Below are 20,694 nucleotides of genomic sequence, written 5' to 3'. Positions count from 1 at the left end.
CGACCTTACGTGGTCCCGGCTCCGCCGCCGACAGCGGCGTCGCTCCCGGTGAAATTTTCTCCCCCGTCTTCCCCCGCCGAACCCTCGGCCGGGGCGGGCGGGGGTAGAAGATTCTCCACCCCGCCGCCTACGTCGTTGACTCTAAGGACGAAAGGACGAAGGGCCGTGTAGCGGATCACGGTGAGGGAGGCGGGGTCGGCCGTGATGCGCTGGAACTGGTCGAGGTGAGCGCCCATCGCGTCGGCGACGATCGCCTTGATGACGTCGCCGTGACTGCACACCAGATAGACGGCCTCGTCGCCGAGCTTGGCGTTCCAGTGGCGCACGGCGGCGACCGCGCGGCGCTGGACGCCGGCCAGCGACTCGCCACCGGGGAACACCGCCGCGCTCGGGTGCTGCTGCACCACCCGCCAGAGCGGCTCCTCGGCCAGTTCCTTCAGCGGGCGCCCGGTCCACTCGCCGTACCCGCACTCGCCGAAGCGGTCGTCGGAGGCGATCTCGAGCCCGTCGCGTCCGGCGAGGATCGCGCGGGCGGTCTCCTGGCAGCGTTCGAGCGGGCTGGAGACGATGGCGTCCAGGCTCAGCGGCGCCAGGCGGGCGGCGAGGGCCTCGGCCTGGGCGCGGCCCGGCTCGCTCAGATGGACCCCGGGGGTCCACCCCGCGAGGACCGGCCCGGTCATCGCGGTGAGACCGTGCCGCACCAGAAGCAAAGTGGTCACAAAGCCAAGCTTATTGGGCCGTGATCACCCCTAGAGACAACAGTGTCAGCAGAAACGCCCCGATGAAGACGCGATAGGTGACAAAAACCATCATGGAGTGTCGCGTGATGTACCTGAGCAACCAGGCGATCGACGCGTATCCCACGATGAACGACACGACGGTGGCGATGATGGTCGGCACCAGGTCGGGTCCGCCGCCCGCGCCGACGTCGCGCAGCTCGAACAGCCCCGACAGCACCACGGCGGGGATGGACAGCAGGAAGGAGTAGCGGGCCGCCGCCTCGCGGGTGAAGCCGAGGAAGAGCCCGCCGGTGATGGTGGACCCCGAGCGCGAGGCCCCGGGCACCAGGGCGAGCGCCTGGAACCCCCCGATGATCAGGCCCTGCCTCAGCGTCAGCTCGCCGATCGGGGTGCGCTGCCGGCCGATCTGCTCGGCCAGCAGCAGGAGCAGGCCGAAGACGATCAGAACGGTCGCGTTGATCCACAGGTTGCGGGCCGGGCCCTCGATCTGGTCTTTGAACACCACGCCGAGCAGGCCGAGCGGGATGGTGCCGAGGCCGATGTACCAGCCCATGCGGGCGTCCATCTCACCGCGCAGCTCCGGGGTCCACAGGCTCCGCAGCCAGGTCCACATGATGCGCACGATGTCGCGCCAGAAGTAGATGACCACGGCCAGCATCGTGCCGAGCTGGATCACCGCGGTGAACGCCGCTCCCGGGTCCCCCCAGCCGAACAGCCGCGGGACGATGAGCAGGTGGGCGGAGCTGGAGATGGGCAGGAACTCGGTGAGCCCCTGCACGATGCCCAGCACGATGGCTTGCAGTGCGTCCATAGTGCGCGCCAGCCTAGGGCAGGCGGGTGGCGCGGGGAGGCAGGGGCGTGCGGGAATCGGTGAGGATCCGCCGGCGCCCCGCACCGCGCGGGCAAGGCGCGTCGTGCGGTATCGGCCCGGGTGAGAGGTTCCGACACGGTAGCCTGGCCGGATCATGGATCAGCGAATGGTCGGGCGCAGCGGTCTTTCGGTGTCGCGGGTGGGGCTCGGCACCATGACCTGGGGGCGCGACACCGGCGCGGAGGAGGCCGCCGCGCAGCTCGTCGCCTTCGCCGACGCCGGGGGCACCCTGGTCGACACCGCCGACGTCTACGCGGGCGGCGACGCCGAGCGTCTGCTCGGCCGCCTGCTGCGCGACTCGGTGCCGCGGTCGCAGATGGTCGTCGCGACCAAGGCCGTCCTGACGCCGCACGGCCACCGCTCGCGTGACGGCTCGCGCCGCGGCCTGCTGTCCGCGCTCGACGCCTCCCTCGCCCGCCTGGGCGTCGACGAGGTGGACCTGTGGCAGTTGCACGCCTTCGACGCCGAGGTGCCGCTCGAGGAGACCCTGGCGGCGGTCGACACGGCCGTCGCCTCCGGCCGCGCGGTGTACGCGGGGGTCTGCAACTACGCGGCGTGGCAGCTCGCGGCGGCGGGAGTGTGGCAGCGCTCGGCGCCGGGGCGCGCGCCGATCGTCTCGGCCCAGGTCGAGTACTCCCTGCTGGCCAGGGACCCCGAGCGTGAGGTGCTGGCCGCGGCCGAGCACGTCGGCGCCGGGGTGCTGGCCTGGTCGCCGCTCGGGCGCGGGGTGCTGACCGGCAAGTACCGCGTGGGCATCCCCGCCGACTCGCGGGCCGCGACGCCGCACTTCGCCGACTTCGTGCAGCCCTACCTCGACGAGCGGTGCCGCCGGGTCGTCGAGTCGGTAACCACGGCGGCCGAGGGGCTCGGGGCGTCGCCGCTCGCGGTGGCGCTGTCGTGGGTTCGCGACCAGCCGGGCGTGGCGGCGGCGATCGTCGGGGCGCGCACGCACGCCCAGCTGAAGGGGGTGCTGCAGGCGGAGGAGCTCACGCTGCCCGTGGAGATCCGTGAGGCGCTCGACGACGTCTCGGCCGTCGACCCCTGATACGCCCGCCCCCGGCCGCCGCGGCCGGGACCGGCGGCCATCGAACAGGAATGCGGCTCGCGTATCACTACTCGGTACCGAATCGCACCTTGTCATGGAAAGACCGGCGTGGTGCCACACACGATGGTCATGAGGACCGCGGGAGGGGAGCCCGCGTCCTCTTCGCATGCGCAGACGATGGAGGGACCATGCGCAAAAGCACGACCGCCATCTCGGCGGGAGCGCTGACGCTGGCGCTGGCGAGCGGAACCGCGCTGCTGGTGGCCGCGCCGGCGGTCGGCTCGGCGACGGGCGCGCACGGCTGCGAGCGGGGCGGGGCGGCCCTGTCCGGCCTCACCGGAGGCGTGTGCGACCTGCTGGACCAGGTCGGCGTCCCCGGCGCGGACGCCGGCAAGCCGGTGACCGGCGCCGAGTCCGGGACCGGCACGGCGACCGGCACCGCGACCGGGACCGGCACCGGCACTGAGCCTGGGACCGGCACGGGGTCCGGCACCGGGACCGGCACGGGCGCCAGGTCCGAGACCGGGTCCGGCCTCTCGGACCGAGAGCGCGAACCGGAGGAGGGTGCGGCGGGGCCGTCCCGCGACGGCCTCAAGCCGCTGACCGACGCCGTGAGCGGTCTGACCGGCGACGCGCTCAAGCCCGTGACCGACAAGGTCGAGGACCTCGCGGACGACGCGCTCAAGCCCGTGACCGACACCGTCTCCGACCTCGGCGGCGACGGGCTGAAGCCCCTGACCGACCAGGTCGAGAAGACCGCCGACAAGCTGACCGGCCGCGGGCACCGGTCCTCGCCCACGGCCGCGCCGGCCTCCCGGGACACACCGGACACACCGGACGCGGACCCGTCACCGTCGCCCGGCGGGGCGCGCGACGGCTCCGGCGACGACGACCTGCTCGGAGTGCCGATCGACACCGACTGCCTGCCTCTGGTCGGCTCGGCCGACTGCGGGGAGGAGGGGGCCCCTTCGACGTCCAAGCCCCCCACGAACACGGACGCGGACCGTTCCACCCCCTCGGCCGCTCCGTCCGCCACGCCGCGCGGAGGCGGCGACGACGGTGACGACGGTGGCGCCGGCGGCAAGGACCGCTCTCCCGGCGAGCCGCCGGCCGGGCAGCAGGGCCCGCCGCAGATCGTCGACCGGCCCGGCCCGCCTGTGGACCGTGCCACACCCGCGGCCCGCGCCTCCCATCCGCCGTCCGCCGACGTGGAGTCGCCGCCGATGGTGCCGCTGTGGCCCGGCCTGCCCCTGCCGTCGCTGCTGGGCGACCCGCGGGCCCGCACCGCCGTGCCGGAGAGGCCCTACGACGTCGTGGGGACGGCTCTGACGGCCGTGCTGCTGGCCTCGGCGATCCTCGCGGCCCGCATCGTGCAGTCGCGGCGGGACTCCGACGCGCCGAGGTCGATGCCCTTCGAGGGCATGAGCCACCCCGACAACGGACGCCACCGCCTCGCCTGACCGGCCCGCCGCGCGGCGAGACGGAAGTGCGAGCGGTCACCCCGCCGCGCGGCGGGGCGGAAGCGCGAGCGGTCGCCCCGCCCCGCGGCGGGGCGGGGGTGCGGGCGGCCGTCTCCGGCCCGCCGCGGAGCCGTACGGCCGGCTCCGCGGTCTCCCCTGCTTCGCTCCGTCAGGCGCCGATGGCGTGGACGCCGCCGTCGACGTGGACGATCTCGCCGGTGGTGGCGGGGAACCAGTCGGACAGCAGCGCGAGGCATGCCTTGGCGGCGGGCACCGTGTCGGTGAGATCCCACCCCAGGGGGGCCTTGGCCGGCCAGCTGTCCTCGAACTCGGCGAAGCCGGGGATGCTCTTGGCGGCCATGGTGCGCAGCGGCCCGGCCGCCACGAGGTTCACCCGGATGCCGTGCTTGCCGAGGTCGCGCGCCAGGTAGCGCGAGCAGGACTCAAGGCCGGCCTTGGCCACGCCCATCCAGTCGTAGACCGGCCACGCCTTGGTGGCGTCGAAGTCGAGGCCGACGACGGCGCCGCCCTCCTTCATCAGCGGCAGGCAGGCGACCGCCAGCGACTTGAAGGAGTAGGTGGAGACGTGGACGGCCGTGGCGACGTCCTCCCACGAGGTGTTGAGGAAGTTGCCGCCGAGGGCCGTCTGCGGCGCGAAGCCGATCGAGTGCACCACGCCGTCCAGACCGCCGAGGTGCTCGCCGACGCGGTCGGCGAGCGTGTCGAGGTGCTCGGTGTTCTGCACGTCGAGCTCGATCACCGGCGGCGGCTCGGGCAGGCGCTTGGCGATGCGCTCGACCAGGCTGAGCCGGCCGAAGCCGGTGAGCACGATCGTGGCGCCCTGCTCCTGGGCCAGCTTGGCGACCGAGAAGGCGATGGAGGCGTCGGTGAGCACGCCGGTCACGAGCAGGCGCTTGCCGTCGAGGATTCCCATGTCAGTGCCCCATTCCAAGGCCGCCGTCCACCGGGATGACCGCACCGGTGATGTAGGCGGCGTCGTCGCTCACCAGGAACTTCACCACGCGCGCGATGTCCGCCGCGGTCGCGGCGCGGCCGAGCGGGATGTTGCGCGTGATGGCGCTCTGCTGGTCGGCGTCCAGGGCGGCCGTCATGTCGGTCTCGACGAAGCCGGGCGCCACGATGTTGACGGTGATGCCGCGCGACCCGAGCTCACGGGCCAGCGAGCGGCCGAAGCCGATGAGGCCGGCCTTGGAGGCGGCGTAGTTGGTCTGGCCCGCCGAGCCGAGCATGGCGACGACGGAGGAGACGAGCACGATGCGGCCGCGGCGCATGCGGAGCATGCCGCGGGTGGCCCGCTTGGCGACGCGGTAGGCGCCGGTGAGGTTGGTGTCGATGACGTCGGTGAAGGCGTCTTCCTTCATCAGCGGCAGCAAGGTGTCCCGGGTGACACCGGCGTTGGCCACCACGATCTCGACGGGCCCGTGCTCGGCCTCGGCCTTTGAGAAGGCCACGTCGACGTCTTCGGAGCTGGTGACGTCGCACTTCACGCCGAACAGCCCCTCGGGGGGCTCTCCGGAGCGGTAGGTGACTGCGACGGCGTCACCGGCGGCGGCCAGCTCGCGGGCGATCGAGAGACCGATCCCGCGGTTGCCACCGGTTACGAGTACTGATCGAGGCATGGGCACGACGCTATCGCTTACTCGCAGGTAAACCCATATCCGCCCCGTACAAGATCACAGGGCTAGGATCGTGGACATGCGCCAGATCGATCCCGACTTCCTCGCCCTCCCGCTCAGGCGGCTGGCGGACGCGGCCCTGCAGCGCGCCCGAGAGCTCGGCGCCGCACACGCCGACTTCCGTCTCGAACGGGTGCGCGGCGAGACGCTCAGCCTGTTCGACTCCCGCCTCGAGGGTTCCATGGACGCCGACGACCTCGGCTACGCCGTCCGGGTGATCCTCGACGGCACGTGGGGCTTCGCCGCGGGCATCGAGCTGACGCCGGAGGCCGCCGCCGAGGTGGCCGATCAGGCCGTCAAGGTCGCCCGGGTCGCCGCCGCCGTCAACCGCGAGCCTGTCGCGCTGGCCCCCGAGCCGGTGCACGACCAGGTCACCTGGGTGTCGCCCTACGACGTCGACCCCTTTTCCGTGCCGATGAAGGACAAGGTCGCCCTGCTCGCCGACTGGTCGGCCGGCCTGCTGAAGGACCCTCGGGTGGACCACGTCTCCGCCTCGCTCATGCAGGTCAAGGAGCAGAAGTTCTACGCCGACACCGCGGGCACCGAGGCCACCCAGCAGCGGGTGCGCATCCACCCGGTGCTCACGGTGATGCGCGTGGCCGACGGCCGCTTCGACGACATGCGCACGCTCGCGCCGCCGACGGGGCGCGGCTACGAGTACCTCACCGGGACGGGGTGGGACTTCCCCGCCGAGTTCGCCACGCTGCCCGAGCTGCTGGAGGAGAAGCTCAAGGCGCCCTCGGTCGAGGCGGGGATGTACGACCTGGTGATCCACCCCTCCAACCTGTGGCTGACGATCCACGAGTCGATCGGCCACGCCACCGAGCTCGACCGCGCGCTCGGCTACGAGGCGGCCTACGCGGGCACGAGCTTCGCCACCTTCGACCGTCTGGGCACCCTCGAGTACGGCTCGCCGATCATGCACGTCACCGGCGACCGCACCGCCGAGCACGGCCTGGCGTCGGTCGGGTACGACGACGAGGGCGTGGCGACGCGCCAGTTCGACATCGTGCGCGGCGGCACGCTGGTGGGTTACCAGCTCGACCGGCGCATGGCGCTGCTGAAGGGGCTCGGCCCCTCCAACGGCTGCGCCTTCGCCGACTCCCCCGGCCACTTCCCGCTCCAGCGGATGGCCAACGTCTCCCTCCAGCCCGCGCTGGACGGCCCCTCGACCGACGAGCTGATCTCGCGGGTCGAGCGCGGCATCTACGTCATGGGCGACAAGAGCTGGTCCATCGACATGCAGCGGTACAACTTCCAGTTCACCGGCCAGCGGTTCTACCGCATCGAGGGCGGCCGGCTCACCGGCCAGGTGCGCGACGTGGCCTACCAGGCCACCACCACCGACTTCTGGCGGTCCATGGAGGCCGTCGGCGGCCCGCAGACCTACGTGCTGGGCGGCGCCTTCAACTGCGGCAAGGGCCAGCCCGGCCAGGTGGCGCCGGTCAGCCATGGGTGCCCCTCGGCCCTGTTCCGCGGGGTCAAGATCCTCAACACCGTTCAGGAGGGTGGAAAGTGACTCCCCAGGAGACCGTCGAACGCGCCCTTGCCCTCAGCAAGGCCGACGAGTGCGTCGTGATCGTCGACGAGGGGTCCACCGCGAACCTCCGCTTCGCCGGCAACACGCTGACCACCAACGGCGTGGCCCGCTCCTCCCAGCTCACCGTCATCTCGATCACCGGTCAGGGCGTCGGCGTCGTGTCGCGGTCGGCCGTGCGCCCCGACCAACTCGCCGACGTGGTCACGGCGGCCGACCTGGCCTCCCACGAGGCGCCGCCCGCCGAGGACGCCCGGCCGCTGGTGGCCGGCACCAGCTCGCAGGGCTGGGACGATCCCGCCGCGTCCACCTCGATCGAGGTGTTCGAGCGGTTCGCGCCCGCGCTCGGCGAGGCGTTCGCCGGGGCCGAGACCGCCGGGCACCGGCTGTACGGCTTCGCCGAGCACATCGTCACCTCCACCTTCCTCGGCTCCTCCAGCGGCCTGCGGCTGCGTCACGACCAGCCGACGGGCCGGCTGGAGCTCAACGCCAAGTCGCCCGACATGACCCGCTCGGCGTGGACCGGCGTGGCCACCCGCGACTTCGCCGACGTGGACGTCGCCGCGCTGGACGAGACCCTCGGACGGCGCCTCGACTGGGCGAAGCGCCGGATCGCCCTGCCCGCGGGGCGCTACGAGACGCTGATCCCGCCCACGGCGGTCGCCGACCTGATGATCTACCTGTACTGGTCGGCGGGGGCCAGGGACGCCGCCGACGGCCGCACGGTGTTCTCCCGTCCCGAGGGCGGCACCCGCGTCGGCGAGTCGCTGTCGGCCTCGCCGGTGCGGCTCTACAGCGACCCCACGGCCTCTGGCATCGAGTGCGCGCCGTTCGTCGTCGCCCACGCCGGCAGCCGCGAGCGGTCGGTGTTCGACAACGGGCTGCCCCTGGCGAGCACCGACTGGATCCGTGACGGGTCGCTGTCGGCGCTGCTGCAGACCCGGCACTCGGCCGAGCTGACCGGGCTCGCGCCGACCCCGGCGATCGACAACCTGATCATGGCGGGGCCCGAGGGCGGGCGCTCGCTGGAGGAGATGATCGCCTCCACCGACCGCGGCCTGCTGCTGACCTGCCTGTGGTACATCCGCGAGGTGGACCCGCAGTCGCTGCTGCTGACCGGCCTCACCCGTGACGGCGTCTACCTGGTGGAGAACGGCGAGGTGGTCGGCGAGGTGAACAACTTCCGGTTCAACGAGAGCCCGGTCGACCTGCTGGGCCGGCTCACCGAGATAGGCCGCGAGGAGCAGACCCTCCCCCGCGAGTGGAACGACTACTTCACCCGCACGATCATGCCCCCGGTGCGGGTGTCCGACTTCAACATGTCGACGGTCAGCCAGGCGAGCTGATCCGCCTCCCCCCGGTGCCGGGCGTCCGGCGCCGGGGCCGCCGCCGTCCCGCGAGGGGCCCTCGCGGGACCGCCAGGTCGCCTCACGGGTCCGGCGGAGCCGCGGGCGGCCTTGCGGCGCCCGCGGCCCCGCGGGCCTCCTAGGAGTCCTCCAGGCGGAAGCCGACCTTCATCCCCACCTGGTAGTGGCCGATCTCGCCGTCCAGGATCTGCCCGCGCACCTCGGTGACCTCGAACCAGTCGAGGTGGCGGAGGGTCTGGGAGGCCCTTCTGATGCCGTTGCGTATCGCGTGGTCCACGCTCTCGGGCGACGTGCCGACGATCTCGGTCACGCGGTACGTACGATCGCTCATCGATCTCTCCTTAGCGTCGGCCTTGATCGTATGACGCCCGCCAGGCCCGTGGCCGCCGTCAGCGCCGAGGAGTTGGCGGACTAACGTGGTCGGTGTGAGGTTTCGGCGCGACCGCACGGTCGTACATGAGGTCACCAACGCGAGGCCCTCGCTGACGGCCGACATCGGCCGCAGGGAGAAGCGTTATTTCATCCAAATGGGCATACGCACCATTTGTCTCATTCTCGCCGTCGTACTGGACGTTCCCTGGCCTGTCAGGGCGCTATTCGTGGCCGGGGCGATCTTCCTTCCCTACATCGCCGTGGTCGGGGCCAACCAGCCGAACACCGGCGTGAGCTCGACCTTTGACGAGGAAGAACCTAACCAAACCGAGATACCACGCCACCGACGCGAGATCGGGTCGTGACAAACTCTTGACGCACCCCATGGGTTGTAGGTGTACGCTTTAAGCAAGCGCTCTGGTCCCCCGTCGGAGCGCTCGTGCCGGCGTTCCGGGCCCCCGTCGGAACGCCGATGAAGCGACGCCGGGTGGTTTGCCCCCGTAACCACCCGGCGTCGCCCATTTCCGGATAAAACTCCTGGTCAAACCGCGTAGGCGCTCTTCTCGCACGCGCCGGCGCGATGCCGGCTCACCGGTCGCCGAGGGTCTCCGCCGTCGCCTGCCCCCAGTTCTCGGCCAGCGCCGACAGCCGCTCGGCGGCCTGCGGCGGCGCGGTGCCCGCCCCCTCGGCCAGGCCGAGCAGGTACGCCGTCAGCGGCGCCGCGGGACGGGCCACCCCGTGGGCGACGTCCCTGGTCAGGTCGAGGACGGCGTCCCTGTCGATCTTCTCGGGGTCGATGCCCAGTTCTTTGCAGACCAGCGCCGTCCACTCGGCGAGCACGTTCATGTGGTCCCTCTCGTCGTGTTCGTCGTGCACCTTTCACACTTCCGGCGAGCATCCCTCACGGACGCTCGCCCGCCGCCCCTGCGCCGGACGGCGGTCCGGCGGCCTGGCGCGGCGCCCGCCTCCTGGCGGCCTCCACGTCGTCGATCGTGTCGCAATCGAACCACGGATCACGGCCGTCGTCCGCCACCGGCGGTCGCAGCCGCGCCGGGGCCAGCGGGCCGAGCAGGCCGTACAGCGAGCGCCCCTGGTAGCCGGCCAGGGCCCTGGACAGGGTCTCGGCGTGCCAGACGCCGGTGAGCCACTGCTCGCGGCCCTCGTCGTCGGCCAGGACGGCCCCGGCCCCGCCCCGCGCGGCCGACAGCAGCGCCGTCACGTGCTCGGGCAGCAGGAAGGGCAGGTCGGCGGCCAGCAGCGCCACCCAGGGCGCTCGCACCCGTGCCAGGCCCGCGCGCAGGGCCGGCACCGGGCCGCCGCCGGGCGGGTCCTCCCGGACGAACTCGGCGCGCGGCAGGCCGGGGCGCGGCGGGCCGACCACGACGAGCCGGGCGGCGCCGGGCACGGCGGCGGCGACCCGCTCGATGAGCGTCAGGCCGCCGACGGAGACGCCGGGCTTGTCCTCCCCGCCGAGGCGTCGCGCCCGTCCCCCGGCCAGCACCACCGCGTCGTACGGCGGCACCCCCGGCACCACGGGGTCACGCGGCGGCCCGGACGGCGGTACGGGCTCACGGGCGGCCGGGCCGGGGAGGTCGTGCGGCGGCCCGGACGGCGCGGCGCCCAACTCAGCCGCCGATGGCCGACATGGGACGGGAGGGCTGCAGGAAGCTCGGATCGTCGATGCCGTGGCCGGCGCGCTTGCCGCGCACCGCGGCGACCCACCGCAGGGCCAGCTCGTCGTCACCGGCCCCCGAGCGCAGGGCCGCGCGCAGGTCGGACTCCTCGGTGGCGAACAGGCAGTTGCGGATCTGGCCGTCGGCGGTCAGCCGCACGCGGTCGCAGGCGCCGCAGAACGGCCGGGTCACCGAGCCGATGACGCCGACCTTCGCCGGCCCGCCGTCCACCAGGAACACCTCGGCCGGGGCGCTGCCCCGCCCCGCGGGGTCGTCGGGGGTCAGCGTGAACTCCCCCGACAGGATCGACAGGATCTCGTCGGCGGTGACCATGTTCTCGCGCCGCCAGCCGTGCTGGGCGTCGAGCGGCATCTGCTCGATGAAGCGCAGCTCGTAGCCGTGCTCCAGGCAGTAACGCAGCAGGTGCGGCGCCTCGCTGTCGTTGACGCCTCGCATGAGGACCGCGTTGACCTTCACCGGGCGAAGGCCCGCGGCGTCGGCCGCCGCCAGGCCCGCCAGGACGTCCGGCAGGCGGTCGCGGCGGGTGAGCCTGGCGAACGCCTCGCGGTCGAGGGTGTCCAGCGAGATGTTGACCCGGTCGAGGCCCGCCTCGGCCAGCGGGCCGGCCAGGCGCGTCAGGCCGATGCCGTTGGAGGTGATCGACAGTTGGGGCCGGGGGCGCAGCGCGGCGGAGCGCGCGACGATGTCGAGCACCTCGCGCCGCAGCAGCGGCTCTCCCCCGGTGAAGCGGATCTCGGTGACGCCGAGCCGCTCGACGCCGATGGCCACCAGGCGGCAGATCTCGTCGGCGGTGAGCAGCTCGGGCTTGGGCAGCCAGTCGAGCCCCTCCGGTGGCATGCAGTAGGCGCACCGGAGGTTGCACTTGTCGGTCAACGAGACCCTGAGGTCGGTGGCCACTCGCCCGAACGAGTCAACGAGCACCGGGGGGCCTCCTGTGGTTGCGCGAACGTTCATCGGCGGAATCGGTCAGCCGACGGCGAAGCTGTATACGATTTTCACAGTAGCCGTCGCCTCCGACGAAACGCCCCCTGCCCCGCCGCAATTCCGCGCCCTTAGGGGTCGCCGCGCCCCACCGCCCGCGCGTCATCATCCGCGCGCGACCACCCCCGCGCCCTGCGCCGTCCCCGCGCCCCGCATCGTCTCGCGCCCCGCACCGGCCCCGCAGCGGCCACCGCGTCCCGGCCCGCTCCGTCGCCTCCGGCCGGGGTGAGCCGGCGTCCGGGCCGCCGTGCGACGCCGCTGTTCTCCCGCGACGAACATGGGCGGCGCCCCGCGAGAGGGGCGCCGCCCATGCGGCTCGCGGCGCTTTACTGGGCGCTGCCCGAGCGGCGCTTGGTCCACACGTCGAAGGCGACGGCGGCGAGCAGGACGATGCCCTTGACCAGCATCACGCGCTCGCTCGGCGCGCCGATCAGCGACATGCCGTTGTTGATGACACCCATGATCAGGCCGCCGGTGATCGCGCCGATCACCTTGCCGACGCCGCCCTGGACGGCCGCGCCGCCGATGAAGGCCGCGGCGATCGCGTCGAGCTCGAAGGAACCGCCGGCCGTCGGGCCCGCCTGGTTGAGGCGCCCGGCGAAGATGATGCCGGCCAGGGCCGACAGCACGCCCATGTTGACGAAGATCCAGAAGACCACCGACTTGACCTTGACGCCGGACAGCACCGCCGCCTGCAGGTTGCCGCCGATGGCGTAGATGCGACGGCCGAACACCGCGCGGTTGGTCACCATCGAGTAGCCGAGCACCAGGGCCGCCAGCAGCACCAGCACCCAGGGCAGGTTCTTGAAGCGGGCGAGCTGCACCACGATGGCCAGGACGACGACCGCCGCCGCGATGATCTTCAGCAGGAAGACCGGCAGCGGGTCGACGCTCTGGCTGTACCTCTGCCGCGCGGTGCGCGTACGCCACTGCGAGACGGCCATGCCGGCGACCGCGATGATGCCGACGAGCAGGCTGAACAGGTCGGCGCCGCCGAGCGGGCCGAGGCCGATGTTGCCGAGGTAGCCGTCGGTGAAGCCGTTGGCCAGCGTGCGCACCTGGTCGGGGAACGGGCCGATGCCCTGGTTGCCGAGGACCGTGAGGGTGAGCGCCCGGAACAGCAGCAGGCCGGCGAGCGTGACGATGAACGCCGGGATGCCGAAGTAGGCGATCCAGAAGCCCTGCCAGGCGCCGATGAGCGCGCCCGCGATGAGGGTGAGCAGCACGGCGAGCGGCCAGGGAACCCCGTAGTTGACCATCAGCACCGCCGAGATGGCCCCGGTGACGGCCACCACCGATCCGACCGACAGGTCGATGTGCCCGGCGATGATGATGATGATCATGCCGATGGCGAGGATCAGGATGTAGGAGTTCTGGACGATGACGTTGGAGATGTTCTGCGGCTCCAGCAGGGCGCCGTCGGTGAGCACGGCGAACAGCACGACGATCAGCGCGAAGGCGATGTAGATGCCGCTCTGCCGGATGTTCAGCGAGACGCCGAACAGCGAGGCGCGCCCGGGAGGCTGCGCGGGTCCGGCGTCCTTTCCGCCGGGCGCCACGGCGGCGTCGGTCGGGGAGATGCTGCTCATCGGATCTGCTCCTGTCCCTTCATCATGTAGTGCATCAGGCGCTCCTGGGTCGCGTCCTCACGCGCGACCTCGCCGGTGATGCGGCCTTCCGAGAGCGTGTAGATCCGATCACACAGACCTAGCAGTTCGGGCAGTTCAGAGGATATGACCAGGATCGCCTTGCCCTGGTCGGCCAGGCGGTTGATGATCGTGTAGATCTCGTACTTGGCGCCCACGTCGATGCCCCGGGTGGGCTCGTCGAGGATGAGCACGTCGGCGTCGGTGAAGATCCACTTGGAGAGGACGACCTTCTGCTGGTTGCCGCCGCTGAGCTTGCCGGTGACGCTGAGCACGCTGGGGGCCTTGATGTTCATGCTCCCGCGGTACTCGTCGGCGACCCGGTACTCCTCGTTGTCGTTGATCCAGCCCCGCTTGGCCAGCCTCGCCAGGTCCGCGGCGGAGATGTTGCGCTTGATGTCGTCGATGAGGTTGAGCCCGTAGCGCTTGCGGTCCTCGGTGGCGTAGGCGATGCCGTGGTCGATGGCGTCGCGCACCGAGCGGATCTCCACGGGCTTGCCGTCGCGGTAGACGCGCCCGGAGATGTCCACCCCGTAGGAGCGGCCGAACACGCTCATGGCCAGCTCGGTGCGCCCCGCGCCCATCAGTCCGGCCAGACCGACGATCTCGCCGCGCCGCAGCGTCATGTTCGCGCCGGAGACGACCTTGCGCCCGCGCTGCGTGGGGCTGTAGACCGTCCAGTCCTCGATGCGCAGCGCCTCCTCGCCGATCTTGGGCTCGTGCGGCGGGAAGCGGTTCTCCAGGTCGCGGCCGACCATGCCCGAGATGATGCGGTCCTCGGTGACCTGGTCGGCCTTCATGTCCATGGTCTCGATCGTGCGCCCGTCACGCAGGATGGTGATCGAGTCGGCGATCGCGATGACCTCGTTGAGCTTGTGCGAGATGATCACGCAGGTGATGCCCTCGTCGCGCAGCCCGCGCAGCAGGTCGAGCAGGTGCGCGGAGTCCTCGTCGTTCAGCGCGGCCGTCGGCTCGTCCAGGATGAGCAGCCGCACCTCCTTCGACAGCGCCTTGGCGATCTCGACGAGCTGCTGTTTGCCGACGCCGATGTCGGCGACCGGGGTCACCGGGTTGTCCGGCAGGCCGACGCGCTGGAGGAGCAGGCCGGCCTCGTGGTTGGTGCGGTTCCAGTCGATCAGGCCGCGCGTGGCGCGCTCGTTGCCCAGGAAGATGTTCTCGGCGATCGAGAGCTGCGGGCTCAGCGCCAGCTCCTGGTGGATGATCACGATGCCGCGGTGCTCGCTGTCGCGGATGCCCGCGAAGCGGCACGGCTCGCCCTCGAAGAGGATCTCACCCTCGTAGGAGCCGTGGGGGTACACGCCCGACAGCACCTTCATCAGCGTCGACTTGCCCGCCCCGTTCTCGCCGCAGATCGCGTGGATCTCGCCTCGGCGCACGGACAGGTTGACGTCCTGGAGCGCCTTGACTCCGGGGAACGTCTTGGTGATTCCACGCATCCGCAGGATGTCGTCGGTCATGTGGTTTTCCGTCCCTTGGGGGAATGTCACGGCGCGGTGCGGCGCCGTGACCACGGCGCCGCACCGCGTTGGATCAGCCCAGCTGCGCCTGCGTGTAGTAACCGCTGTCGACGACGACCTTCTGGTAGTTGCTCTTGTCGACGATCACCGGGTCGAGCAGGTAGGAGGGGACGACCTTGTTGCCGTTGTCGTAGTCCTTGGTGTTGTTCACCTCGGGCTTGCCGCCCTTGAGCACGGCGTCGGCCATCTTGACGGTGACCTCCGCGAGCTGGCGCGTGTCCTTGTAGATCGTGGAGTACTGCTCACCGGCGATGATGGACTTCACCGAGGCCAGCTCGGCGTCCTGGCCGGTCACGATGGGGTACGGCTGGCCGGAGGTGCCGTAGCCGTTGCTCTTCAGCGCCGACAGGATGCCGATCGACAGGCCGTCGTAGGGGGACAGCACGCCGTCGACCTTCTTGCCGCCGCTGTAGGTCTTGGTGAGCAGGTCCTCCATGCGCTTCTGCGCGGTGGCGGGGTCCCAGCGCAGGATGGCGACGGTCTTGAAGTCGGTCTGGCCGCTCTGGACCTTGATGGTGCCCTTGTCGATGTAGGGCTTCAGGACGGACATGGCGCCGTTGAAGAAGAACGTGGCGTTGTTGTCGTCCGGCGAGCCGGCGAACAGCTCGACGTTGAAGGGGCCCTTGGCGTCGCCGTCGCCGCCGTCGGCGGTCTTGAGCTTCAGGCCGACCAGCAGCGAGGTCGCCTGCTGCACGCCGACCTTGAAGTTGTCGAAGGTGGCGTAGTAGTCGACGTTCGGGCTGTTGCGGATCAGCCGGTCGTAGGCGATGACCGGGATCTTCTTGTCGGCCGCCTCCTGGAGCTGCGTGGTGATGGCGGTGCCGTCGATCGAGGCGATGACCAGGAGCTTGGCGCCCTTGGTGATCTGGTTCTCGATCTGGTTGACCTGGGTGGGGATGTCGTTCTCCGCGTACTGGAGGTCGACCTTGTACCCGAGCTTCTCCAGGCTCGCCTTGACGTTGTCGCCGTCGTGGATCCAGCGCTCGGAGGACTTGGTCGGCATGGTGACGCCGACCAGGGCGCCGCCGTTGCCGGCGGCGGCCTCGGACGAGGTCGCCTGGGTGTCCGCGGTCTTCTGGCTGGAGCCGCACGCGGTCAGTGCGGCGGCCAGCGCGAGGGTGGATGCCACCGTCGCCAGTCTTGCGATTCTCATCGTGCTACTCCTTGCGAGTGGGGGTCCCGATGCGAGCGGGTGGATCCTTGCGGGCCCTTGGGAGGCCCGACGCGTGTCGCGGCGGCTCCACCGTGGCGGAGTGTCGCGAGCGCCTCGCCCTCCGCCTCCGCGCCTTTGACGGTGACCTCCAGGATCGCGATCAGGCGGGGCGGTGGCCAATGCCTGAGCGGTTAGTGTTATCGCTAACAATTAGCCTGTCAATAGATGCCGATAACGTCGCTGTAACAAGAGTGAAACCCTTGATGACCAGCGATTCTCTCGGCCGTGGGGGGTGGAGGCGCCGCCGGGCGCGCCCGGCGGCCCGCACACGCATCGTCTACCGGCGTGCCCGCGTGAGTGTACGTCACCCCTGGCGGGGGCGCCGCCGCCAGGGCGCGAGCAGGCGCGCCCGGCGAACCGCTTCGCGCGCCGGCGCCCGCCACGGCCGCCCCGGCGGCACCGGGCCGCGGGCCGGCCGGCCCCTTGGAGGGGCGGGCGGGCGAAGCGCGCATCAGTAAACGCCCTGGCAGCCGGGACGTCAACCTGATGTTAAGCAACTATTACGGCGTAACCGGACCGTGACCTGAATCTCCTTGACGCCGCCCGTTGTTAACGTTCACAGTCGAGCGCAGGCATGGCTGACGCGCCGGCCCACCGCCGCCCGCGGAACCGGTGCCCGCACCGGTGCCCGCGGTTCGGATCGGCAAGTTCGGCTTACGGCATCCGGCAACCTGAGAGTGAATGTGAGCGATAACAACAGTCACTGTGTAGTCGGCGTCGACTTCGGCACGCTGTCGGGACGCGCCGTCGTGGTGCGGGTGGACGACGGCGCCGAGCTCGGCGCGGCGGTCCACGAGTACGCCGACCGCGTCATCGAGGAGACGCTTCCCGGCAGCGGCGTCCGGCTCGGCCCCGACTGGGCCCTGCAGTCCCCCCGGGACTGGCTCGACGTCCTGCGTGTCGCCGTCCCCAAGGCCCTGGCCGTGGCGGGGATCTCCCCCGGCCAGGTGATCGGCATCGGCACCGACTTCACCGCCTGCACGGTGCTACCCGCCACCGCCGACGGCACCCCGCTGAGCGATCTGCTCCCCGACCGGCCCCACGCGTGGCCGAAGCTGTGGAAGCACCACGCCGCCCAGCCGCACGCCGACCGGATCAACGCCCTGGCCGCCGAGCGCGGCGAGGCGTGGCTGCCGCGCTACGGCGGCAAGATCTCCTCCGAGTGGCAGTTCGCCAAGGGCCTGCAGGTCCTGGAGGAGGACCCGGAGGTGTACGGCCTGGCCGAACGCTGGATCGAGGCGGCCGACTGGATCATCTGGCGGCTCACCGGCGTCGAGACCCGCAACACCTGCACCGCCGGCTACAAGGGCATCTACCAGGACGGCGGCTACCCCTCCGAGGAGTTCCTCGCCGCCCTGCACCCGGACTTCGCGGGGTTCACCGCCAAGCTCGGCGGGGAACCCTCGCCCCTCGGCGGCCTGGCCGGCCGGCTGACGGCCGAGGCGGCGGAGCTCACCAAGCTGCCCGAGGGCATCGCCGTCGCGGTGGGCAACGTCGACGCCCACGTCACCGCGGCCGCCGCCGACGCCGTCCGTCCCGGGCAGATGGTCGCCATCATGGGCACCTCCACCTGCCATGTGATGCCCTCCGACCAGCTCGCCGAGGTGCCGGGCATGTGCGGCGTCGTCCGCGACGGCATCGTGCCGGGTCTTTGGGGCTACGAGGCCGGGCAGTCGGGCGTGGGCGACATCTTCGCCTGGTTCGTCGAGACCTCGGTGCCCGCCTCCTACACCGAACGGGCCGCCGAGCTCGGGGTGAGCGTCCACGAGTACCTGACCTCCCTGGCCGCCGCGCAGAACGTCGGCGCGCACGGCCTGGTCGCGCTCGACTGGCACAACGGCAACCGCTCGGTGCTGGTGGACCACAACCTGTCGGCGGTGATCGCCGGGCAGACGCTCGCCACCCGGCCCGAGGACGTCTACCGGGCGCTCATCGAGGCCACGGCCTTCGGCGCCCGGGTCATCGTGGAGACCTTCGAGAAGTCGGGGGTGCCGGTGGAGGAGTTCGTCGTCGCCGGCGGGCTGCTCAAGAACCCCTTCCTCATGCAGGTCTACGCGGACGTGCTGCGCCGCCCGCTGTCGGTCATCGGCTCCGACCAGGGCCCCGCGCTCGGCTCGGCCATCCACGCGGCCGTCGCGGCGGGCGCCTACCCCGACATCGCCGAGGCCGCCGCCGCGATGGGCAAGCGCACGCCGGCCGCCTACGTGCCCGACGACGCGAGCGCCGACGCCTACGACCGGCTGTACGCCGAGTACCGCCGGCTGCACGACCACTTCGCCGACGGGGAGCTGCTGCACCGGCTCCGCGCGATTAGGAACGAGGCCGGGGCATGATGCTGCCCGAGCTGCGCGAGACGGTCAGCCGGCTGCACGCCGAGCTGGTGCGCTACAACCTGGTCGCCTGGACCGCCGGCAACGTCTCCGGACGCGCCCCCGGCGGCGACCTGTTCGTCATCAAGCCCAGCGGCGTCTCCTACGACGAGCTGACCCCCGAGGCGATGGTCGTGTGCGACCTTGAGGGCAACCTGGTCGAGGGCGACTACGCGCCCTCCAGCGACACCGCCGCGCACGCCTACACCTACCGCCACATGCCCGAGGTGAACGGGGTGGTGCACACCCACTCCACCTACGCCTCGGCGTGGGCGGCCCGCGCCGAGCCGATCCCGTGCGTGCTCACCGCGATGGCCGACGAGTTCGGCGGCGAGATCCCGGTGGGGCCGTTCGCCCTGATCGGCAACGACGACATCGGCAAGGGCATCGTCGCCACGCTGTCGGGGCACCGCTCCCCCGCGGTGCTCATGCAGAACCACGGGGTCTTCACCATCGGCGACTCGGCGAAGGCGGCGGTGAAGGCCGCGGTGATGTGCGAGGACGTCGCGCGCACCGTGCACGTCGCCCGCCAGCTCGGCGAGCCGCTGCCCATCCCCCAGGCCGACATCGACCACTTGTACGACCGCTACCAGAACGTATACGGGCAGAGGAGTCCCCTGTGAAACTGTGGTTCCTGACCGGCAGCCAGGGCCTGTACGGCGACGAGACGCTGGCGCAGGTGGCCGGGCAGTCCCAGGAGATCGCCGGCGCACTGGACCGCGCGCTGCCCTTCGAGGTGGTCTGGAAGCCGGTGCTCACCGACGCCGCCGCCATCCGCAAGGTGTGCCTGGAGGCGAGCGCCGACGACGACTGCGCCGGCGTCGTCGCCTGGATGCACACCTTCTCCCCCGCCAAGATGTGGATCGCCGGGCTGGACGCGCTGCGCAAGCCGCTGCTGCACCTGCACACGCAGGCCAACGTCGCGCTGCCGTGGAGCTCCATCGACATGGACTTCATGAACCTCAACCAGGCCGCCCACGGCGACCGGGAGTTCGGCTACATCCAGTCCCGGCTCGGCGTGGCGCGCAAGACCGTGGCCGGGCACGTCAGCGACCCGTCGGTCGTGGCGCGCATCGCCGCCTGGGCGCGGGCCGCGGCGGGACGGGCCGAGGTCGGCTCGCTCAAGCTGGCCAGGTTCGGCGACAACATGCGCGACGTGGCCGTCACCGAGGGCGACAAGGTCGAGGCGCAGCTGCGGTTCGGCGTCTCGGTGAACACCTACGGCGTCAACGAACTGGTCGAGGCGGTGGACGCCGCCGCCGACTCCGAGGTCGGCACGCTGGTCAAGGAGTACGAGGAGCTCTACCACGTCGCCCCCGAGCTGCGGGCCGGCGGCGACCGGCACGAGTCGCTGCGGTACGCGGCCCGCGTCGAGCTCGGCCTGCGCGGCTTCCTGCGCGACGGCGGCTTCAAGGCCTTCACCACCAACTTCGAGGACCTGGGCGGGCTGCGGCAGCTCCCCGGCCTCGCCGTTCAGCGGCTGATGGCCGACGGCTACGGCTTCGGCGGCGAGGGCGACTGGAAGACCTCGGTGCTGCTGCGCACGCTGAAGGTCATGTCGGAGGGGCTGCCCGGTGGCACCTCCTTCATGGAGGACTACACCTACCACCTGACGCCCGGCGAGGAGGCCATCCTCGGCGCGCACATGCTGGAGGTCTGCCCGACCATCGCCGCGGGCACGCCCTCGTGCGAGATCCACCCGCTGAGCATCGGCGGCCGCGAGGACCCGGTGCGGCTGGTGTTCGACGCCGCGCCCGGGCCCGCGGTGGTGGTGGGCCTGGCCGACATGGGCGAGCGGTTCCGGCTGGTGGCCAACGAGATCGACGTCATCTCCCCCGCCGAGCCGCTCCCCCGCCTGCCGGTGGCGCGGGCGGTCTGGACGCCGCGCCCGGACCTGCGCACCTCGGCGGAGTCGTGGCTGACGGCCGGCGCCCCGCACCACACGGTGCTGTCGGCGGCGGTGGGCGCCGAGGAGCTGACCGACTTCGCCGACATGCTCGGGGTGGAGCTGCTGGTGATCGACGCCGACACCACCTCGCGCCAGTTCACCAAGGAGCTGCGCTGGAACCAGGCGTACTACCGCCTGGCCCAGGGTTTCTGACGGCGTACCGCTCTCGCGGCCCCGCGTCCGGCGGCGCCGTCCCGTCCCCCCACGCGGAGGGGC

19 protein-coding genes are annotated in these 20,694 nt (G+C 71.6%); 8 read left to right on the top strand and 11 right to left on the bottom strand.

All coding sequences use genetic code 11. From position 1 onward, the window contains the following. Nucleotides 1–5: 5 nt before the first annotated feature. Both ABZT47_RS22460 and ABZT47_RS22455 read right to left on the bottom strand, forming a co-directional pair. The gene (locus ABZT47_RS22460) at nucleotides 6–719 is read right to left on the bottom strand and encodes a histidine phosphatase family protein (protein WP_354845197.1); all 714 of its coding nucleotides are present in this window, start codon (nucleotides 717–719) and stop codon (nucleotides 6–8) included. Nucleotides 720–729: 10 nt separating this feature from the next. Further along, nucleotides 730–1,551: an undecaprenyl-diphosphate phosphatase gene (locus ABZT47_RS22455; protein WP_354845194.1), complete on the bottom strand. Its 822-nt coding sequence runs from the start codon at nucleotides 1,549–1,551 to the stop codon at nucleotides 730–732. A gap of 154 nt (nucleotides 1,552–1,705) precedes the next feature. Here ABZT47_RS22455 and ABZT47_RS22450 point away from each other — a divergent pair, with 154 nt between their 5' ends. Both ABZT47_RS22450 and ABZT47_RS22445 read left to right on the top strand, forming a co-directional pair. Beyond that, on the top strand, nucleotides 1,706–2,656 hold the full coding sequence (locus tag ABZT47_RS22450) for an aldo/keto reductase (protein ID WP_354845191.1): 951 nt from the start codon (nucleotides 1,706–1,708) through the stop codon (nucleotides 2,654–2,656). Between the two features lie 188 nt (nucleotides 2,657–2,844). After that, nucleotides 2,845–4,116, top strand: a complete 1,272-nt coding sequence (locus ABZT47_RS22445; protein ID WP_354845188.1) for a hypothetical protein — start codon at nucleotides 2,845–2,847, stop codon at nucleotides 4,114–4,116. Between the two features lie 169 nt (nucleotides 4,117–4,285). Here the strand turns inward: ABZT47_RS22445 and fabI are convergent, their stop codons facing one another. Together fabI and fabG are read right to left on the bottom strand one after the other, a co-directional pair. Continuing rightward, entirely contained in the window at nucleotides 4,286–5,050 is a 765-nt protein-coding gene (gene fabI / locus ABZT47_RS22440) for an enoyl-ACP reductase FabI (protein WP_354845185.1), read from the bottom strand. A gap of 1 nt (nucleotide 5,051) precedes the next feature. Continuing rightward, nucleotides 5,052–5,756 (bottom strand): 3-oxoacyl-ACP reductase FabG, encoded by a 705-nt coding sequence (gene fabG, locus ABZT47_RS22435; RefSeq protein ID WP_354845182.1) that lies wholly within the window; start codon nucleotides 5,754–5,756, stop codon nucleotides 5,052–5,054. 76 nt (nucleotides 5,757–5,832) lie between these two features. On the opposite strand from fabG, the gene ABZT47_RS22430 reads away from it, so the two are divergent. Together ABZT47_RS22430 and ABZT47_RS22425 are read left to right on the top strand one after the other, a co-directional pair. Beyond that, a complete protein-coding gene (locus ABZT47_RS22430) occupies nucleotides 5,833–7,332 on the top strand; it encodes a TldD/PmbA family protein (protein WP_354845179.1) in 1,500 nt (499 codons plus the stop codon). After that, entirely contained in the window at nucleotides 7,329–8,696 is a 1,368-nt protein-coding gene (locus ABZT47_RS22425) for a TldD/PmbA family protein (RefSeq protein WP_354845176.1), read from the top strand. The genes ABZT47_RS22430 and ABZT47_RS22425 overlap by 4 nt, the downstream gene beginning before the upstream one ends. A 139-nt stretch (nucleotides 8,697–8,835) precedes the next feature. Here ABZT47_RS22425 and ABZT47_RS22420 read toward each other — a convergent pair whose 3' ends face one another. Beyond that, nucleotides 8,836–9,048, bottom strand: a complete 213-nt coding sequence (locus tag ABZT47_RS22420; protein WP_354845173.1) for a dodecin — start codon at nucleotides 9,046–9,048, stop codon at nucleotides 8,836–8,838. Between the two features lie 94 nt (nucleotides 9,049–9,142). On the opposite strand from ABZT47_RS22420, the gene ABZT47_RS22415 reads away from it, so the two are divergent. Next, nucleotides 9,143–9,454 carry a DUF3099 domain-containing protein gene (locus ABZT47_RS22415; protein WP_354845170.1) on the top strand — a complete coding sequence of 104 codons (312 nt, stop codon included), beginning with the start codon at nucleotides 9,143–9,145 and terminating at the stop codon, nucleotides 9,452–9,454. Nucleotides 9,455–9,677: 223 nt separating this feature from the next. Here ABZT47_RS22415 and ABZT47_RS22410 read toward each other — a convergent pair whose 3' ends face one another. From ABZT47_RS22410 to chvE, 6 genes are all read right to left on the bottom strand, one after another. Continuing rightward, nucleotides 9,678–9,965: a DUF6457 domain-containing protein gene (locus ABZT47_RS22410; protein ID WP_354845167.1), complete on the bottom strand. Its 288-nt coding sequence runs from the start codon at nucleotides 9,963–9,965 to the stop codon at nucleotides 9,678–9,680. 25 nt (nucleotides 9,966–9,990) lie between these two features. Then, nucleotides 9,991–10,611 carry a molybdenum cofactor guanylyltransferase gene (locus tag ABZT47_RS22405; protein WP_354845164.1) on the bottom strand — a complete coding sequence of 207 codons (621 nt, stop codon included), beginning with the start codon at nucleotides 10,609–10,611 and terminating at the stop codon, nucleotides 9,991–9,993. A 103-nt stretch (nucleotides 10,612–10,714) separates the two neighbouring features. Continuing rightward, complete coding sequence (gene moaA, locus ABZT47_RS22400) at nucleotides 10,715–11,704, bottom strand: GTP 3',8-cyclase MoaA (RefSeq protein ID WP_354845161.1); 990 nt, start codon at nucleotides 11,702–11,704, stop codon at nucleotides 10,715–10,717. 386 nt (nucleotides 11,705–12,090) lie between these two features. Further along, nucleotides 12,091–13,353 carry a multiple monosaccharide ABC transporter permease gene (gene mmsB, locus ABZT47_RS22395; RefSeq protein WP_354845158.1) on the bottom strand — a complete coding sequence of 421 codons (1,263 nt, stop codon included), beginning with the start codon at nucleotides 13,351–13,353 and terminating at the stop codon, nucleotides 12,091–12,093. Then, the gene (gene mmsA / locus ABZT47_RS22390) at nucleotides 13,350–14,888 is read right to left on the bottom strand and encodes a multiple monosaccharide ABC transporter ATP-binding protein (protein ID WP_354845155.1); all 1,539 of its coding nucleotides are present in this window, start codon (nucleotides 14,886–14,888) and stop codon (nucleotides 13,350–13,352) included. Before mmsA ends, mmsB begins: the two co-directional genes overlap by 4 nt. Nucleotides 14,889–14,961: 73 nt before the next feature. Next, nucleotides 14,962–16,101 carry a multiple monosaccharide ABC transporter substrate-binding protein gene (chvE, locus tag ABZT47_RS22385; RefSeq protein WP_354845152.1) on the bottom strand — a complete coding sequence of 380 codons (1,140 nt, stop codon included), beginning with the start codon at nucleotides 16,099–16,101 and terminating at the stop codon, nucleotides 14,962–14,964. A 743-nt stretch (nucleotides 16,102–16,844) separates the two neighbouring features. Between chvE and araB the strand changes: the two genes are divergently transcribed. The 3 genes from araB to araA are packed head-to-tail and all read left to right on the top strand — an operon-like array spanning nucleotide 16,845 to nucleotide 20,631. After that, complete coding sequence (araB, locus tag ABZT47_RS22380; RefSeq protein WP_354845149.1) at nucleotides 16,845–18,494, top strand: ribulokinase; 1,650 nt, start codon at nucleotides 16,845–16,847, stop codon at nucleotides 18,492–18,494. After that, nucleotides 18,491–19,153 (top strand): L-ribulose-5-phosphate 4-epimerase, encoded by a 663-nt coding sequence (locus tag ABZT47_RS22375; protein WP_354845146.1) that lies wholly within the window; start codon nucleotides 18,491–18,493, stop codon nucleotides 19,151–19,153. Before araB ends, ABZT47_RS22375 begins: the two co-directional genes overlap by 4 nt. Next, nucleotides 19,150–20,631, top strand: coding sequence for an L-arabinose isomerase (gene araA / locus ABZT47_RS22370; RefSeq protein WP_354845143.1), 1,482 nt, complete (start codon nucleotides 19,150–19,152; stop codon nucleotides 20,629–20,631). Before ABZT47_RS22375 ends, araA begins: the two co-directional genes overlap by 4 nt. Nucleotides 20,632–20,694 lie beyond the last annotated feature (63 nt).

Source organism: Sphaerisporangium sp. NPDC005289, from assembly GCF_040607455.1.
Taxonomy (GTDB): domain Bacteria; phylum Actinomycetota; class Actinomycetes; order Streptosporangiales; family Streptosporangiaceae; genus Sphaerisporangium; species Sphaerisporangium rhizosphaerae.
Note: the sequence above shows the minus strand (reverse complement) of the source record. Positions and strands in the feature narration are given on the sequence as shown.

What these genes read in the sequence shown, in the direction of transcription:
- ABZT47_RS22455 (WP_354845194.1), bottom strand. Translation starts at nt 1,551, where the DNA reads ATGGACGCACTGCAAGCCATCGTGCTGGGCATCGTGCAGGGGCTCACC.
- ABZT47_RS22450 (WP_354845191.1), top strand. Translation starts at nt 1,706, where the DNA reads ATGGATCAGCGAATGGTCGGGCGCAGCGGTCTTTCGGTGTCGCGGGTG.
- ABZT47_RS22445 (WP_354845188.1), top strand. Translation starts at nt 2,845, where the DNA reads ATGCGCAAAAGCACGACCGCCATCTCGGCGGGAGCGCTGACGCTGGCG.
- fabI (WP_354845185.1), bottom strand. Translation starts at nt 5,050, where the DNA reads ATGGGAATCCTCGACGGCAAGCGCCTGCTCGTGACCGGCGTGCTCACC.
- fabG (WP_354845182.1), bottom strand. Translation starts at nt 5,756, where the DNA reads ATGCCTCGATCAGTACTCGTAACCGGTGGCAACCGCGGGATCGGTCTC.
- ABZT47_RS22430 (WP_354845179.1), top strand. Translation starts at nt 5,833, where the DNA reads ATGCGCCAGATCGATCCCGACTTCCTCGCCCTCCCGCTCAGGCGGCTG.
- ABZT47_RS22420 (WP_354845173.1), bottom strand. Translation starts at nt 9,048, where the DNA reads ATGAGCGATCGTACGTACCGCGTGACCGAGATCGTCGGCACGTCGCCC.
- mmsB (WP_354845158.1), bottom strand. Translation starts at nt 13,353, where the DNA reads ATGAGCAGCATCTCCCCGACCGACGCCGCCGTGGCGCCCGGCGGAAAG.
- mmsA (WP_354845155.1), bottom strand. Translation starts at nt 14,888, where the DNA reads ATGACCGACGACATCCTGCGGATGCGTGGAATCACCAAGACGTTCCCC.
- chvE (WP_354845152.1), bottom strand. Translation starts at nt 16,101, where the DNA reads ATGAGAATCGCAAGACTGGCGACGGTGGCATCCACCCTCGCGCTGGCC.
- ABZT47_RS22375 (WP_354845146.1), top strand. Translation starts at nt 18,491, where the DNA reads ATGATGCTGCCCGAGCTGCGCGAGACGGTCAGCCGGCTGCACGCCGAG.